The sequence below is a fragment of the Bacteroides intestinalis DSM 17393 genome (assembly GCF_000172175.1).
Classification (GTDB): Bacteria; Bacteroidota; Bacteroidia; order Bacteroidales; family Bacteroidaceae; genus Bacteroides; species Bacteroides intestinalis.
On record NZ_ABJL02000008.1, the window covers coordinates 2,495,581 to 2,512,717 of the forward strand.

Here is a 17,137-nt window from a genome sequence, read left to right on the forward strand (position 1 = left end):
GCTTATTCACTACCCAATAAGGTATAATTAGTTCACTTTTTAAAAGAATATATAGAGGATATTAAGTATATTTGTAGAGTCAAAGTTAATAACTATGAAAAATATATTTATATTCTATTTGTTATGCTTATGTTTATCTCTCCCATGCTATGGACAAGAAGGAAAAATGTTCACAGTGGATAGAGAATTATCAAGCAGCATGCTCAATAAAATCTATCAGGATCGTGACGGAATCATCTGGATAGCAACAGAAGATGGTCTGAATCGATACGATGGAGCAAAATTTACAGTTTATAGAAATGAAAAAGATAATCCGAATTCCTTATTAAGTGACTATGTACGTACACTGTTCGAAGACAGTCAAGGTCGCCTTTTTATAGGTTCTCTAAACGGGCTGCAAATATACGATCGCGCAACCGATAGTTTTACAACAATCCCAATGTACCTCTCCAGTGGAGCCTCGATAGCCCCTAATGTAGGAGTTATACTTGAACAAAATAACGGAGAAATATTAATAGGAACTTCCGGTCACAGTATATTTTTACTGGAAACACAAGGAGATAGTATAAAAGCACAACAAATAGACCAATTTATTGCCAGCAACCTGATTACATATTCATATCGGGATAAAAAAGGAAATCTATGGATAGCAACAGGCGATAATGGAATATTCCGTCTCGATAACAACAATCAATTCAAACACTACTCCGGCGAAAAAAGCATAGCTTGGAATACAGTTTCCAACATGTGCGAAGATAAACAAGGAAATCTTTATATGGGTAGCTTAAAGAAAGGACTATTCAGATATAATGATAAAATCGATACATTTGTACCAATTACATACACTCCTAATCCCAACTTACCTATCAAAATCCTATACCCTGAGGAGGAGAATCAAATTCTTATTGGTACAGATGGTTCGGGAATGAAAGTTTATGACATCCAAGAACAAAAGATTAAAGAAGCCAATTTTAATATCACAACATTTGACCTTACAAAAGCAAAGATACATTCTATTCTGAAAGACAAAATGGGAAATATATGGTTAGGGTTCTTTCAGAAAGGAGTTATGATTATACCTGCCATAACCAACGAGTTCAAGTATCTAGGTTACAAATCTTCCAGACACAATGTGATTGGTTCCAACTGCGTCATGTCTGTACACAAAGACCATACAGGAACTCTTTGGGTAGGAACTGATAATGACGGAATTTATGCAGTGACTCCAGATAAAACACCCAAAGTGCATTTTTCACCTACCGACAATACTCATTCCGTTCCTGCTACCATTATGAGCATTTTCGAAGATTCCAACCACAATATGTGGATAGGTTCTTACTTGAATGGCATGGCCCGATTAGATACAAAAACCGGTCGTTGCGAGTATCTGAAGTTAGTGGACGAGACATCTAATCTAATGGAAAATGTATATTGTTTTGCAGAAGATAACAATAAAACCTTATGGATAGGAACTATGGGAGGAGGCCTATATCAGATGAATATAAATACCAAGGAAATAGTCCGTTGTCCCACCACCACCAGCAATACCGATTGGACCAAAGTAAATATGCTACATAACTCATGGATAAATTGCCTGTTACATACCGCTGAAGACAAACTCTACATAGGTACTTACGATGGTTTGGGCTGTCTGGATATAAAAACAATGGATTTCGTTTCTCCCATGAAAAACAGAAGAATATTATATGGCGATGTAATCTATGCTTTGCATGAAGGTAAGGATGGTAATATCTGGATAGGAACATCCAAAGGATTAAAACGCTTAAACCCACGAACTGTTGAAGTGCAAGAATATACAACAAAAGATGGTTTACCCAGCAATTATATCTGCGCAATCAAAGAGGATGCGAATGGTTATTTTTGGATCAGTACGAATTATGGAATCAGCCGATTCAATCCTCAAAACCAAAGTTTCATTAATTTTTATGCAAGTGACGGATTACAAAGTAACGAGTTTAGTAAAGGAGCCGCTTTTGCCGACAAACAAGGTGAACTTATCTTTGGAGGTACGAATGGAATCACTTATTTTAATCCCACAGAAATAACCACGCCCGATAAGAAACCGGAAATTCGGATTACAGACTTCTATATCCATGATAAAAAGGTTAAAAAAGGCATGAAGTCAGGGAATAGAGATATAGTCAACACTGCAGTCATGGATGCCGACCACTTTCAACTATCATACAAAGATAATTCTTTCAGCATTGAATTTTCAGCTATGGAGTTCTTTAGTCCGGAACGGATTACTTATACATATAGCATTAATAATTCCAATTGGATTAGCTTACAACAGGGAATTAATCGGGTTTCATTCAACAATTTAAATCCAGGTAGCTATACATTCCAGGTAAAAGCAAAAGATAATGATTCTTATTCAGACATCAAAGAATTTAGTATCACAATCCATCCTGCATGGTATGCCTCCGGATGGGCAAAATTTATATATGGAGTACTGTTGATAGTTATTATCTATGGTATAGTCATTCAGATACGTCATCGTTACCGTGCTCGTCAGGAGATATTGGAACATATACATGCAGAACAGATCAATGAAGCCAAACTACAATTCTTCATTAATATTTCTCACGAAATACGCACTCCAATGTCTCTCATCATAAGCCCATTACAGAAGTTAATCGCTACTGATAAAGATAACGAGCGGCAGAAAAACTATCATACCATTTATCGAAATGCGGAACGTATACTTCGCTTGGTCAATCAGTTGATGGATATTCGCAAAATAGATAAGGGGCAAATGTCTCTGAAATTCCAGGAAGTGGATATCGTAGGATTTATCCGTGATTTGTACTATACCTTCGAATATCAAGCAAATGCCAGGCATATCACGTTGAGCTTCCAACCGGAAACTGAAAAGTTAAAAGCATGGATTGATCCGAAAAATTTCGATAAAATTATCCTGAATATAATTTCCAATGCATTCAAGTTTACGCCGGAGAACGGAGAAATCAATATATATTTGCGTATAGGTGAGGATATTAACGCTTCTCAATCTCTAAAACACTATTTTGAAATAATAGTGGAAGACAGTGGCATTGGCATTAACCCGGAAGAAATGGGACGGATTTTTGAGCGTTTCTATCAAATCCGTAATAGCCATAATAATTCGAATGTAGGTACCGGTATAGGATTACATCTAAGCCGTTCGCTAGTAGAATTACACCATGGCACCATAAAGGCTGAAAACAATGAAAACAGACCAGGATCCCGGTTTATCATACGGCTACCTTTGGGCAAAGAACATCTGAATGTAGAAGAAATCGATGACAATCCGGCTGGGAATAATACTCCCGTACATATCACGACTGCTCTGCCTATCCCTTCATCACCTGTTGATGAAGAAGATGAAAAAATACGTTCCAAAACTAAATGTCACGTTCTAGTAGTAGAAGATGATGAAGAAATACGCAAATATATCTGTCGTGAATTAGCCAGCGATTTCCACATGCATGAGTGTGCAAATGGAAAAGAAGCTCTCACTCTTATCCTAAAAAAGGAGCCGGATTTGATTATCAGTGATATTATGATGCCTGAAATGGATGGGTTGACACTTTGCAAAAAAATAAAGCAGAATGTAACCATTAACCATATACCAATTATCCTCTTGACAGCTAAATCAAGAGAAGAAGATAATCTGGAAGGTTTAAACATGGGAGCAGATGCGTATATAGTGAAACCATTCAGTATCGAAATATTGAGAAAAACGGCAATCAATCTTATTAAGAGTAGGGAAATACTACGTAACAGTTTCAGTGGCAGTCAGATGCAGGAACAGAAGTTGAAGAAACTAAAAGTCCAATCACCTGATGACAGACTGCTTGATAAAGTGATGAAAGTGATTAATGACAATCTAGGTAATCCTGACTTGAATGTTGAAATGATAGCAACTGAAGTAGGTATCAGTCGTGTACATTTGCACCGTAAGCTAAAAGAGCTGACTAACCAGTCAACCCGCGACTTAATACGCAATGTTCGCTTGAAACAGGCTGCATCACTATTGGCAAACCAATATCATAACATTACTGAAGTTGCTACTCTTATAGGTTTTACTAATATTGCATATTTTTCTACCGCTTTTAAAGAATTATACGGAGTTCCGCCAACAACCTATATGGAGGAGCAGCAAAAGTCTTCTTCTGACGAGATTAAGCAATAGAACTAAACACAGAACAAAAAGAAAGGAGATGTGTCAAAACTAAGGCACATCTCCTTTTTTTATATTTAAATGTTTTTTTCTCTATGCGACTCTTTTTTCACTAATTTGGTAATACGCGGCTATATTCCTCGTATATTGCGTCATAATTGTTCTGATAAGAATACATATAATGCGTGCAGTCCCTCCCTTTCCTGCTTTTAGTAGTTTAGCGCACATTTTTTTGATATTAAAAGCTATAGCAAAGAAAGCAAAGTCCATCGTAACCTTGTCTTCTCCTTTATGTCTGAACCGGCGGTATGCCATGTTGTATTTCATTTGTCCAAACACAGCTTCCGGTTCTATACACCTCCTGCCTCTATGCTTGATACCTTCCTCTGAGAGCAATTTTTCCCGTGCCTGCCGTTTGTATTGGTTTAACCGGTGATTGACTTCTATAATACGATTTCCCTGGGCTTTAAAGCAACTGCCACGCAAAGGACAACCCTCGCAATTTTGTGCTTTATAACGTGCACTTTCGGTGATGTATCCGCTTGCAGTTTTGTCACGTCTGGTCCCTATACGGTTCATGCGCTGCCCCATCGGACAAACGTAATAATCCTCCCCCGCATTGTAATGGAGACTTTCCGCATGGAACGGGTTGGGAGTATAACGGGGACGCTGCTCTTTATGGAGGTAGTTGTACTTGACAAAGGCCTCTATCCCGTTTTCCTGCATGAACCGGTAATTTTCTTCCGAGCCGTAACCGGAGTCTGCCACACCGATACCCGGTAAGCGGTTATAGCGGTGCTGGAAGGAGTGGAAGAAAGGGATCAGGGTCAGCGTATCGGTGGGGTTGGGAAACAGCCGGAAGTCTATGATGAATTGGTTTTCAGTACCTGTTTGTAAATTATACCCGGGCTTGGTCTGCCCGTTCTTCATGGCGTCTTCTTTCATACGCATGAATGTAGCATCAGGATCGGTCTTGGAATAGGAATTACGTTCTCCAAGGACTTCAAGGTGATTGTCGTATTCCATCAGCTTGTCACGATACCCTTCAAGTTCCCTGACCTGTTTCTTCTTTTCGCGCAGGGCTTTCTTTTGTTCCTTATCCTTTGTCGCAGGCTGGTGTTCTAGGACTTCTTTAAGTTCATCCACTATGTCAGAGAGCATGGCGGGAGTGAATTGGGCGGGTGTGTCTTTTACGGAGTTCTCTTGTGCAATGGCTTCGTCCACCTGTTCCAGAAGGATACGAATCTTGTCCAGCAACTTCGTGCGGTGCTTTTCAACACTCTTGCGCCAGACAAAAGTATATTTGTTGGCTTTGGACTCAATCTTGGTACCGTCGATATACTCCACGTCAAGACTGATGAAACCCTTATCGGCAAGGACAAGAACCAACTGCGTGAAAACGTTGTTTATCTCCTCCTTTACACGGTTACGGAAACGGTTGATGGTGATGAAATCCGGATGCTCATGACCGGCAAGCCAGATATAATGAATGTCACGCAAAAGAAGCTTCTCTATTTTACGACAGGAATAGATATTATTCATGTAAGCGTAGATAATTACCTTGAGCATCATTTTAGGATGATAAGCTGAGCGCCCCGTTTCTTTATAAAGCTTCTTGAAATTATCAAGATTGAGATTATCAACAACTGCATTGACTATGCGGACAGGGTCGTCCGCAGCTATGTTTTCATCAATTCTTTGTGGAAAAAGAACGGTTTGGTTGGGAATGTAAGGACGAAAATGTAACTTTGCCATAACGAAAAAAATGATGCCTAAAGTTACATAAACTTTGGGTAATAACAAAGCCTGGGCTTGGGAAAGTCCGGGCTTTGTGCATAAAAAAGGTTGTGCCAGAGTTTTGACACAACCTCTTTCTCTATAATATTAATATTATGCTTATACTACTTGACATTTTCTATTCATCAAGCTACTTGATAATCCGGAAATTGCCACTGACATGCAGCATAGACATCATATATACCATACCGCTGTAATAACGAAATTTGCCCGTAGGCAATGGTTCATTCCACAATTTCTGTATGCATTCTTTCGCCAGATTCTTGTCATTCAAAGCAAAAGCTCCTACAGCATTTGCACCGATCATACCTGTTGAATAATTACCGGCAGGTGCTGAACCATCTACATTGAAATATTCGTGCGTAAAATTATCTTGCTTGAAAAAGTTAAGCAATCGACTCATCATCTCTGCCTGGTTAGTAGCATCTTTTCCAAACCAATAATAATCCATACCAACATTCATGGCACAGCGAAGAGCATCAAACTGATATCTTCTTGTATCATATCCCCAATTCTTAGGTTTCCAAGGAGTGCCATCGAATGCAGAATAATCAGGAAACAACCCCGTCTTTTTATGCGATGCATCAGCCAGTAAGCGACGGGCTGCATCAGGTGTCTGCTTCCAGAATTCCTTATTAGTGTCAGACCACAAAGCCCAAAGTTCAAAGAAAGCAGGCAGATTATAGGAAGGATCCGTATAGTTATAATAGACCTTTTCCGGTACAAATGTAACGAGTTTACTCTCAGTATTGAACAGGTTATAAACGCCTTGGGAACCATCTTTAGACATAACATCTTTCAATATTTTCTGAGCCTCCTGATTATAGTCGTATGCCCCGTCATTCCCCCAACGGTGAGAAGCAAAGAATAAAGAAGTTATAAAATAAATTTCACCATCAGAAGCGCAACTTGGCTCCTTACCTATTTTAACACCACGAGGCGTACAGTGCCAGGCATAATATCCCGACCATTTGCCCGAAGTATACAGCATATATTTCTTGGCCCACCGCCATAACTTATCGAATTCAGCCTGCTTATCCAACTGTACACATATCATCATTCCATAGGACATTCCTTCTGTACGTACATCCTGATTCCCTGTATCATAAATATAGGCAGTATTGTCATCACTCTCATAGTAAACCTTTGTTTTTTCATTCACAAAGAAGTGATTCCAGATTTGCTCCATTTTCTGGTCGGTTTGTTGCTGAGAAATACCTAAATACTCATTAAACAAATTCCGATAGTTATCAGTATAGTAAGCTCCAGCAGGAACCGGGCCCCCACTACTGTCTTCCTGAACAGGATGAGCCTGAACTCCAAGTGAACAAAAACCGGAAAGTATCAGGCTGACACTAACCGCAAATAAAGTTGTAAGTTTCATCATTTCAAGGTTTTGTTACAATTAATAGACTACTAATATCATTACATACTACGTTCCAGCGAATAGTCTTCTCCCGGCTGAGTAACAATGTCATATTCGTAAGTACGATAAAGGACCGGCACCTGAGGATTTATCAGTTTGGAAACTACCGGTTCTTTTATAACTGCCGATGCATAAAGAGGATTCGGGCAAGCACCGTCTGCCACTTTCACTCCTTTTCCCTTTAAAGGAACATAAGAACGGATACGCAGTACCCCACCCAAGCGAGAATGTATCTTCGCCTTTTTCAATTGAACGCCATCCCATTCCATATCTACCACAAAACCACCACGGGCAACAAGGCCTTTCACACTTCCTTTTTTCCATGCTTCAGGCAGTGCAGGCAATAAGTGTACTGCACCATCATGGCTTTGCAACAACATCTCTGCAACTCCTGCCGTATAACCAAAGTTTCCATCGATTTGGAAAGGTGGATGGGCATCAAATAAATTAGGATAAGTACGTCCCTCAGGATATTCTTTCTGAACCTTATCACTAGGCAAAAGATGGAGCATATTCTGTATAATCTTATAAGCATGATTGCCATCCAACATACGCGCCCAGAAATTGATCTTCCACCCGATACTCCAACCGGTAGCCATATCTCCACGCTGTATCAAAGTATTCCGTGCAGCCTGGAATAATTCCGGATTTGTAATTGGAGAAATCTGATTACTAGGATACAAACCATATAAGTGTGAAATATGCCGATGGTCATCCAACGGATTGTCAGCATCAATCAACCACTCTTGCAATTGATTATGTTTGCCAATCTGCATGGGTGGCAACTTGTCCAACATGGCCTGCAAAGAATCTTCATACAGTTTATCACCACCCAGAATACGGCTTGCCAGAAGTGTACTGTAAAGGGCATCAAAAGCAATCTGATTATCCATTGTACAACCTGCCGTAATCGTTGTTTGTGAACCCCGGTAGCCATGTTCCGGAGACATGGAAGGTACTGTAACCATCCACTTATACTTCGGATGTTCCACTAAATGACTTAAATAAAAATCAGCAGTTCCTTTCAATATCGGATAATACTTCTTTAGAAACTCTTTATCACCGGTAAATAAATAGTGTTGCCACAGATGTTGTGCCACCCAAGCACCTCCATTAGGCCACATACCGAAACTTGCAGCATCCACCGGTCCGCAGGCACGCCATATATCCGTATTATGATGTGCCACCCAACCTTTAGCATCATAAAGAACTTTAGCAGTTTCACTACCTGTAACTGCCAAGTCAGTCACCATATCAAAGAGAGGTTCATGCGTCTCACTCAGATTGGTTACTTCAGCAGGCCAATAATTCATCTCCGCATTGATATTAATCGTATATTTACTGTCCCAAGGAGCATACAGACTATGATTCCATATACCTTGAAGATTGGCAGGCTGACCACCGGGTTGCGAAGAAGAAATCAGCAGATAACGACCATATTGGAACATCAAAGCTGCCATCGCCATATCATTCCCTTCTATAAAACGTTGCACACGGACAGGTGTCTCCAAAGCAGAAACTCCGGTACTTTCCAAAGTCAGGGCCACACGGTCATATTGCTTGCGATAAGAGGCGATATGACTCTTCAAAGCCTGTTCGTAAGGAATGCGGGTGGCTTTCTGCAAATAAGTAGCTGCACGTTTTGACTCGTTCGCACTGACATCATGATAATTCACAAAATTAGTAGCTGCTGAAATGTACAAGGTAACTTCAGTAGCCCCATTCACGGCAAGTGCGCTTTCTGCCTTACTCACTTTACCATCTGTTTTCACCTGTACTTGGCATTCGGCACGCATAGCGGCAGGAATTCCTTCATGCTCAGCTCCCTGACAGGAGATAATCAGTTTGCCACCCTTTACTTGTACATCTGATTTCAGCGGACTGCTGTATGACACGGCAAAATTCAAGGCCTTTGCCTTATCCGCCTGAATGCGTACAATAATCACATCATCACTCAAAGAGGCAAATGCCGTACGGACAAACTTCACTCCATCCACTTCATAACGTGTTGTAGCAGTAGCATTCTCCAGATTCAGGTCCCTGTAATATTCAGAAGGATTCTCATGCCCTGGGAAATTCAAGAAAAGACTCCCCATCGTCAAGTAACGCATGCCATGCTGAGGCGTCATATAATTTTCATCAATGAGTTTCTGTGCCTCCAGAGTTTTGCCTTCAAAAATAAGACGGCGTATTTCAGGTAACACCTGCAATCCTTTGGGATTATTATTATTGTAAGGTCCGCCGGCCCAGAAAGTCTCTTCATTGAGTTGCAGTTCTTCACGGGCAGTTCCGCCAAATACCATAGCGCCTAAACGGGAATTGCCCAGTGGCAGAGCTTCCAGCCAGTCTTGTGCCGGACGGGCATACCACAATTTCATATTCTGGGCAGATGTCCAATCTCCGTATCCCAAAATGGAAAGCATCTTAGCAGCATAGCGTGCTCCCAACATCCGGTATCCCTCGGCTGTAAAATGAAGATTATCGAATGCAGCCGGACAACCGGCAGAGGATATCACGTGTGCAGTAGGAATCACCTGTGGCAGACTGTCGATGATTGTATTCATGCTGGCACAGATTCCATTCTGATCCGCATGTACCACCTCACCCGCCAGCAAAGGCACATCAGCGGCAGATAATCCCAAATCTTTCAAAAGATTATCATACACTCCTTTTACTTTTGAGGGCCAGTCTTTATCATTCGTATTCGACTCTCCCTGATGCAGCAGAATACCTTTAATTACTCCATCCTTTTGAGCAAGCTTTGCCATCTCAACCAAACGTGCATAAGGATTGCCACCGTATTCTTTTACCATATTCTTCAGCCAATCCGGAGAAGTTTCTACGTACGACTGATAATTATCCTTATCAAACAGTTCTATTTTGCAACCACCTACGGCAACATTGATAATCCCTACCTGTACATTGGATGGCAGGTTAGCCACCATAGCCCGTCCAAAATAATCACCCGGAGTCAGGCCCGTATAGCAACGTGCCAAAGGAGGAACCGCCTTATACCAATTCCCTTTGGTCCTCCCCAAATTAGGACAATCTACAGCCGCTAATACCTGAAAACGACTGTCAACCGCCACTGTATCCTGTTCTTCTACCTTTGCATTTCCTTCCATGTTCGATTGTCCCAAACACAGATAGATATGAAAATTCGCATCTTGTGCAAATGTCGTCATACCTAAAAGAAGTAAGCATGTAAATACAAATGTTCTCATAATCTGTCTATTATTGTTTGTTATATTATTCCTTACCAAATATCCGGGTTACGAAAGGCAAACACTGATAAAGAGCCGAGTGCCAATATTCCCAATCATGTCCTCCATCGCGCACCCTGAACTGGCAAGGTACACCGGCGTTACGCATAGCCTGATAGAACTCTATATTACGATCAAGCAGGAAATCATCATCCCCACAATCTACAAACCAGGCAACACTACGCAAATCAGCCTTGCGATCCTCGTCAGCCTCCATCACATATTTCACACAGCTATTTTCTATAACACTACGGGTAAGTATCGCAATTTTCGAATTCGGATCATCAGCAGGTACCGCTCCCTGTTCAGGAATAGACATCAGGGCACTCATCGCATAGACTGCACAGAACATATCACTATGGCGCTGACCATAATTAGTAGCTCCGCCACCACCCATCGACAATCCGGCAATGGCACGATGCTGTCTATCGCCTATCACCCTGTATTTTTTCTCTATATAAGGCAAGAATTCCGTATAAAAGAAAGTCTCATATTTCCAACCCGGCATATCAAAATATCCGTTCCACTCCAAATGGATATTTCCACCGGCATTCGGAGTAACAATAATCATTTCGCACGCTTCCCCACTGGCTACAAGCCGATCCATCACATCTTTTACATGCCCCCGTTCGGCCCAGACAGGATTGGTTTCCCACATACCATGCAAAAGATACAGGACCGGATATTTTTTCTCTTTATTCTGTTCAAAACTCTTTGGCAAAAAAACAGTATAGGCACGCTTTGAATTCAGTACTTTACTAAAAAGAGTGTCCGTAACTACTTTACTCTGAAAATTCCAAGGTGCATTTTGTGCATAACCGGACAGTGTATACATCATTACAGCCAACCATACAATTATCTTCTTCATCATATCTTTTATTTAAAGTTTATCAGACCATTCATATATATCTGCAAAAATAAGGCATGAATCCAATCACTGATTTGCAATTTTAGACATTTGAATATCAATATTAGATAAATATTACAGATTTGTATTCCTGCACACTCTTCACAGAGGATGCAGGAAAGATATTATAAAATGCACAAATTATATCAAACTCTCGGAAAGATGAGAGTTGATATGTCTTTTTAATTTGCTAAGGAGACATTAGCTATCACAATAGGTTTTCCACCTGTTGACCAAAAACCTGCAATATAAAGATGCGAAGGATCAATTTTTCCTCCGTTCTTATCTTTCATATTATCCAACTCCACTACAATCTTACGTGAAGATCCGAAATCATACACAGCAGGCTCACTCCAATAATTGTTTTTATCAAACAGACGGAACGAAACACTACTTTCATTATCGTTACCCAGTTCTACGGTCACAGTCTTATATCCCGACAAATCAAGTCCATTGTCATATTGCCACCCTCCGAAACCATACTGCCCCGTCACCAGTAAGCGGGTGTTCTCGTCGAATGTGCCTTTCTCCCATATAGAAGGATTGAAGACATCTGCCGTCAGTGAGAAAGGAGAAATTACCGTAACCAGTAAAGTCAGTTGCTTACTGACTCCGGCAGCCGATTGATACGTAACGGTTACCGTAGCTTCACCGGGTGCCACAGCTACTAATTTGGCTGCCTGTTCTACTTTCAGCACGTTTGTATCCGAGCTGTTGACAGTCGCTTCCGCAGTCACCATCCGTACCGTTCCATCAGAATAAACAGCTTTCACTTTGAGATAATTCGTACCACCCATTTGCAGACGAAGTTCTCCCTCTTGTCCCATCAACTCCAGTTTTTCCAGTTCCCCATTTACTACTATCCCTTCAGCATATTCTTTGAACCAATGGTACATCGCCCACGGACAGGCCTCGGGATCATTGAGGAAAGTGTAATTGCCCGGTTCCCCCGGCACATCTTTAAACGCCGCCAGTTCGTGTGACCTCGTTGTAAAGAATAACCAGGAAACATTGCCTGAATTATCAGCTATATATTTGAAGTTGGCACCAAAACCTTCACCACCTGCCGTTCCTGTAATACTTTTCCCCCAAGTGGCATCATATTTCTTCGGAGCCCAGTCTATTTCAGTCACCATGATAGGAGCGAAAGCTGCCACAGGGCCTACTTGCGCATCCCACCCCCGCTGAAAAGCTTCATAACCTCCTCCTGTGGAAGAGCCGATTCCTTCACCACTGTCTTCCTCGGCATCGCTACCATACCAACCGGGATAACAGTGAACGGCAAAGCCTATGTTCTCCCCTTCGATACGGTGAATGGCATATCCGGCGTAAGATGACTGATAAGACAATCCCGGCACCCAAACAATGTTGCGGCAGTTGGCACGTATTTTGTCTACTATAGCTTGAAAGTAGAGTTGGAGATTCTTGAAATGACCGTCACCGCTACTGCCGTATGTTCCGTCAGTACCTTTTATTCTGACAGGTTCATTGGCAAGCTCGAACATGACATCCATATTATTTTTCAGCTTAGGATGTTGCGAAACAATATCCCACACTTTAAGCAAAAACTGCTGATAACTGTCTCCTATTTCTATACCTTGATAGGGAGCATCAGCGGGACAGACTCCGGGCGGACGCATCACCACATACATTCCTTTGGAAATAAAGTATTCTGCTATCGGCACAAACAACTCTTCAAGATACTTCCGAAAGCGAGTTTCGGAGAACCGTTCATGTCCTTCATATCTCACGGACTGCATGGAGGGGTCATCACTCCAATACGGGTCGAGGTGCATACGCACGAAATTGAACTTCCATCCGGCAGCCACAATTCCGTCTACCATACTCTTATTATACCTGAGGCATGCCTGCACGTCATAGTTACCCCAGGCATTGTTATTAAAGAAAGGGCTGTAAGTCTGCGTAAAACCATGCAGATTGACTATCTCTCCCTTTTCATTTTTAAGGTAGCGCCCGGCTACATTCAGGACTGGCAACTTGGCTTCAGCAGGAGGCTCGGGTTCCGGGTCCGGATTCGGTTCGACAGGTTGTTCCGGTTCCTGCTTTTCCGGCTGCTCAGGAATAGTCTCGTCCGAGCAAGCCGCTAAAGACACTCCTAAGAGCAATGTCAATAAATAAATTATTTTTCTCATATTGTTCTTCATTGTTTTAAGGACTTGAAAGTTGTAAGCTAAAGCAAGAGAGTGATAACAATCTACATTCTTTACAAATAATACAAACGAAGGATACAGTCGTATATCGAACCTAATTCAGTCGTATACTGAATGCCATTCACTCGTATACTGAATAGGGTTCAGTCGTATACTGAATGCAGCATATCCTATAAGCATTGATATTCAAGATATTACGAAGCATCCTCATCCTTTTGATAAATTACAACAAATATTCCAAATTACACCATTATCTGCTGACGTTACATACTAAATGGAAAGCCCCAACAGACCTGTTTATTATAATATCACCAATAGCGAACAAAACTATAGGTATAAATATCATCTCCTGTAGTAGTTCCTTCATATAGTTTATAGCCTTTTATATCACCATGATAATCAACTAACGGAGAACCATTATAATCCATTTCGTAAGTTCCTTTCGTTTCTCCTTTCGGAATAGTGATTGATGCATTGCCGTCATACTTTCCCCCATCATTGTATGCTTCGTATGGGATTCTGCAGCTTATATCTTTTTTTACGGGATAAGTTGTGGTGGCAGTAAAGACAGGATGATTGGAATAAAGTTCCTTTACGGAAATTTCAATACGATTATCCGTTCCGTTTTGAGTAATACCAACTGTCAATGTCTTATTAGATCCCGGCTGTTTCAATACAATTTTTCCACTTCTAGGGGAAGAAGTATTGTCCTGGGCTACTACCGATAGAACATATATATCATAATACTGAAAACATATAAGATAATCCAACCATGAAGGACCGCTCACTATTTCAGGTTGTAACAATGTTTTTGTTCCATTAACCTCTACATACGAACATAAAGTTCTATTAAGAGGTTTCGGATCACCCTTCGGACTAAAAACAAAGTCCTCCACTATATCCGAATCTGAAGAACCCCAATAATATACGCTATCCGAATTCGTAGTTCGCGTAACAGTCATATCTTCTGCCCTATTAGTATCAAAAGAAATTTCATTACTACAACCACACCAAATGACCAAACTCAAAATAAATAATATGTTTTTCATTGTTATTCGATTTTTATTGAAACAATAAAGGCAGCGGTTTCACATCATGCCCCGCTGCCTTTTCTCATAAAACTTTATTATTTTCCAGCCAATCCATCAGCAAAACCTGCATAGGTATGCTTACGACTGTAGTTGGAATCCCAAAGACCTACGGGTTCACCACCACGCCAGCCCGAATCACTGGGAGCATCGGTGGCACACCATTGAGTGATACCATACTGTTGGGCAGGAGGAATAATCTCGAAGTACTTCTTCACGATGAACTTATAGTATTCTGCCATCGCTTTATGCTGAGCTTCGGTCATATTCTCTGTCTTAACACTGGTATTATTCTCATCTATATAACCCATATCAAGTTCTGATATCTTTACCAGTTTACCACTTTCCGCCAATATCTCAAACATCTTCACTACATGGTCTTCCTTACTCTTCTGAGTAGCAGCATTAGCATAACAACTTACATGCATCTGTGTACCGATACCATCAATCTTCGTCACACCATCAGCTTCCCACTTCTCAATCCAGTGTACCAAACTCTTGACTTTTTTGTTATCATCCCAGTCTGACTCCAGATTGTAGTCATTGACAAAGAGCTTCAAAGGAGCAGTACCACCGTTTTCTGCATAATGCTTGCGAGCGGCAGCCACAACAATGCGTACATAATCCACATTACCTAAATAGTCTTGCCAGTAGAAATTGTTCTTGGCATCTTCGGGAGAAACGTTACTGGCTGATTGTAAGGTATAGAAACCTTCATCGTTACCAACACCGGAAATAGCTTCGTTCACTACATCCCATGCAGTTACATAACCACCGGTAGCTTTCATCATACCTTCTACCCAGTTGTTCATAGCCCAAGTAAGAGTGTCTTTCTTTTCTTCGGGAGTGAGAGGAATAGAATTGCCCTTAGTTACTATTTGCAACTTGATATTATCAAAATAATATTTGTTAGCAGGCGCATTAGGCACACCTACATCAAGATTCCATGCAAAAGTCTGCATGTTTTCAGTAGGAGAAAGAGTTGTATTTATTGTTATAGTTTTTTCAAAATGTTGCCATTCTGTAGTAAAATCAACAGCACATCCGCCATCATAATGAATATAAGCACCTGGAGCAGCATGAGTCTGAGATTCTGACTTGTTAGGTACATCTGCACGATAGTCAAAAGAAATATGTACTACTTCCTTATCTACCAATGGGCGGTCAGCATAGAGAAAGAACTGAGTATCCCAACTATTTACACCACCACCTGCTGACGTTATTACAAAAGCACGACTACCATCTTTACCTACACCATCAACGATATCGCAAGCACCATTAGTTCCACCCACATGAGTAGAAACAAAATTAGTAGTTTCACTACCTTCTGCATCACCATTGGCAATTATGTCGGTAAAGATTTCCATAACCGGAGCCTCAGAATGAGTAATCTTAACATACTTAATTTGAATAGTTCCCACAAAAAGACCGGATTGTGTCATTACATGACCCCCATCTGCTACCGCTTTGAATGAAAACTCATACTCTTTCCATTCTGTGTTGAAAGAAAAAGAACCTTCTGCTCTACCACTCCAAGGTCCTACACCAAAATTCAGCTTTCCCTCTGCAGAGCCTCTTACCATCATCTTCAATTTATATTCTTTGCCAATCTCAATAGGAAGATTATCTGCTGTATGATACTGTATAAAATGGTTTTGAGAAGCCGCAACAGAAGTCTTGATTTCCAAGCAACCTTCAGTATCATTTTTACCTATAGTCGTAGTCTCTTTTACTTCTTCATTTACTTCGTTCCAAAAACTATAGCCCGCAGTAGAATAGTCTATTTCATAATCGACTTTATCCACTTTCGCATCTGGATCTACATCCATCTCCTTATCTTTAATCAACGAATTCAAAAACTTGTTATTCTGCTGCGCATGCCAAGCCAATGTATGACCATAAATAGTAAGTCCCCCTGCTTTAGCTGCAGAAACAAAGTTCTCCACAGTTCCAAAGTTCATCTCACCATTCTCATTCACACACGAAGCATATTTCATGGCATTACCAGCAGTCATTTCAACAAAATTGCTATTAGCCAACTGAGTTACTTGTCCTCCGGCAATATAGTCATTTGCAGCCAGTGCAATACCCAACTTAAAGTCGGGATTGGCACTGCTGTTTACATAACTTTTCAAGACATCATAGTCGTTGAGGTATTCCATACCTGCAATGGAAGCAGGCTTCTCAACTTCGAATGCCAACGGTTTGTCGTCCACACACGAAGCGGTAACGACAGCCATTAAAAGCATTGTTCCTAAGATATTTTTCGTATATTTCATATAAATACTTTTTTAAATAAGAA

At 40.9% G+C, this 17,137-nt stretch carries 8 protein-coding genes; 1 reads left to right on the forward strand and 7 read right to left on the reverse strand.

Going from position 1 to position 17,137, the window contains the following annotated elements; all coding sequences use genetic code 11:
* Window positions 1-94: 94 nt before the first annotated feature.
* Window positions 95-4,195 carry a hybrid sensor histidine kinase/response regulator transcription factor gene (locus BACINT_RS19620; protein ID WP_044155123.1) on the forward strand — a complete coding sequence of 1,367 codons (4,101 nt, stop codon included), beginning with the start codon at window positions 95-97 and terminating at the stop codon, window positions 4,193-4,195.
* Between the two features lie 81 nt (window positions 4,196-4,276).
* Here BACINT_RS19620 and BACINT_RS19625 read toward each other — a convergent pair whose 3' ends face one another.
* The 7 genes from BACINT_RS19625 to BACINT_RS19655 all read right to left on the reverse strand — a co-directional run bounded on the left by BACINT_RS19625 (window position 4,277) and on the right by BACINT_RS19655 (window position 17,114).
* The gene (locus BACINT_RS19625; protein WP_007666408.1) at window positions 4,277-5,938 is read right to left on the reverse strand and encodes an IS1182 family transposase; all 1,662 of its coding nucleotides are present in this window, start codon (window positions 5,936-5,938) and stop codon (window positions 4,277-4,279) included.
* 172 nt (window positions 5,939-6,110) lie between these two features.
* Window positions 6,111-7,367 carry a glycosyl hydrolase family 8 gene (locus BACINT_RS19630; RefSeq protein ID WP_007666409.1) on the reverse strand — a complete coding sequence of 419 codons (1,257 nt, stop codon included), beginning with the start codon at window positions 7,365-7,367 and terminating at the stop codon, window positions 6,111-6,113.
* A gap of 38 nt (window positions 7,368-7,405) precedes the next feature.
* Window positions 7,406-10,630 carry a glycosyl hydrolase family 95 catalytic domain-containing protein gene (locus BACINT_RS19635; RefSeq protein ID WP_232288779.1) on the reverse strand — a complete coding sequence of 1,075 codons (3,225 nt, stop codon included), beginning with the start codon at window positions 10,628-10,630 and terminating at the stop codon, window positions 7,406-7,408.
* 25 nt (window positions 10,631-10,655) lie between these two features.
* Window positions 10,656-11,537 (reverse strand): alpha/beta hydrolase, encoded by an 882-nt coding sequence (locus tag BACINT_RS19640; RefSeq protein WP_044155377.1) that lies wholly within the window; start codon window positions 11,535-11,537, stop codon window positions 10,656-10,658.
* A 221-nt stretch (window positions 11,538-11,758) separates the two neighbouring features.
* Window positions 11,759-13,729, reverse strand: a complete 1,971-nt coding sequence (locus BACINT_RS19645; RefSeq protein WP_044155378.1) for a cellulase family glycosylhydrolase — start codon at window positions 13,727-13,729, stop codon at window positions 11,759-11,761.
* Window positions 13,730-14,055: 326 nt separating this feature from the next.
* Entirely contained in the window at window positions 14,056-14,796 is a 741-nt protein-coding gene (locus BACINT_RS19650) for a hypothetical protein (protein WP_007666413.1), read from the reverse strand.
* 77 nt (window positions 14,797-14,873) lie between these two features.
* Window positions 14,874-17,114: an endo-1,4-beta-xylanase gene (locus tag BACINT_RS19655; protein ID WP_007666414.1), complete on the reverse strand. Its 2,241-nt coding sequence runs from the start codon at window positions 17,112-17,114 to the stop codon at window positions 14,874-14,876.
* Window positions 17,115-17,137 lie beyond the last annotated feature (23 nt).

Excerpts from the sequence above, each read along its gene's own strand:
- BACINT_RS19650 (WP_007666413.1), bottom strand. The coding sequence starts at position 14,796 with ATGAAAAACATATTATTTATTTTGAGTTTGGTCATTTGGTGTGGTTGT.
- BACINT_RS19640 (WP_044155377.1), bottom strand. The coding sequence starts at position 11,537 with ATGAAGAAGATAATTGTATGGTTGGCTGTAATGATGTATACACTGTCC.
- BACINT_RS19625 (WP_007666408.1), bottom strand. The coding sequence starts at position 5,938 with ATGGCAAAGTTACATTTTCGTCCTTACATTCCCAACCAAACCGTTCTT.
- BACINT_RS19655 (WP_007666414.1), bottom strand. The coding sequence starts at position 17,114 with ATGAAATATACGAAAAATATCTTAGGAACAATGCTTTTAATGGCTGTC.
- BACINT_RS19635 (WP_232288779.1), bottom strand. The coding sequence starts at position 10,630 with ATGAGAACATTTGTATTTACATGCTTACTTCTTTTAGGTATGACGACA.
- BACINT_RS19645 (WP_044155378.1), bottom strand. The coding sequence starts at position 13,729 with ATGAGAAAAATAATTTATTTATTGACATTGCTCTTAGGAGTGTCTTTA.
- BACINT_RS19630 (WP_007666409.1), bottom strand. The coding sequence starts at position 7,367 with ATGATGAAACTTACAACTTTATTTGCGGTTAGTGTCAGCCTGATACTT.
- BACINT_RS19620 (WP_044155123.1), top strand. The coding sequence starts at position 95 with ATGAAAAATATATTTATATTCTATTTGTTATGCTTATGTTTATCTCTC.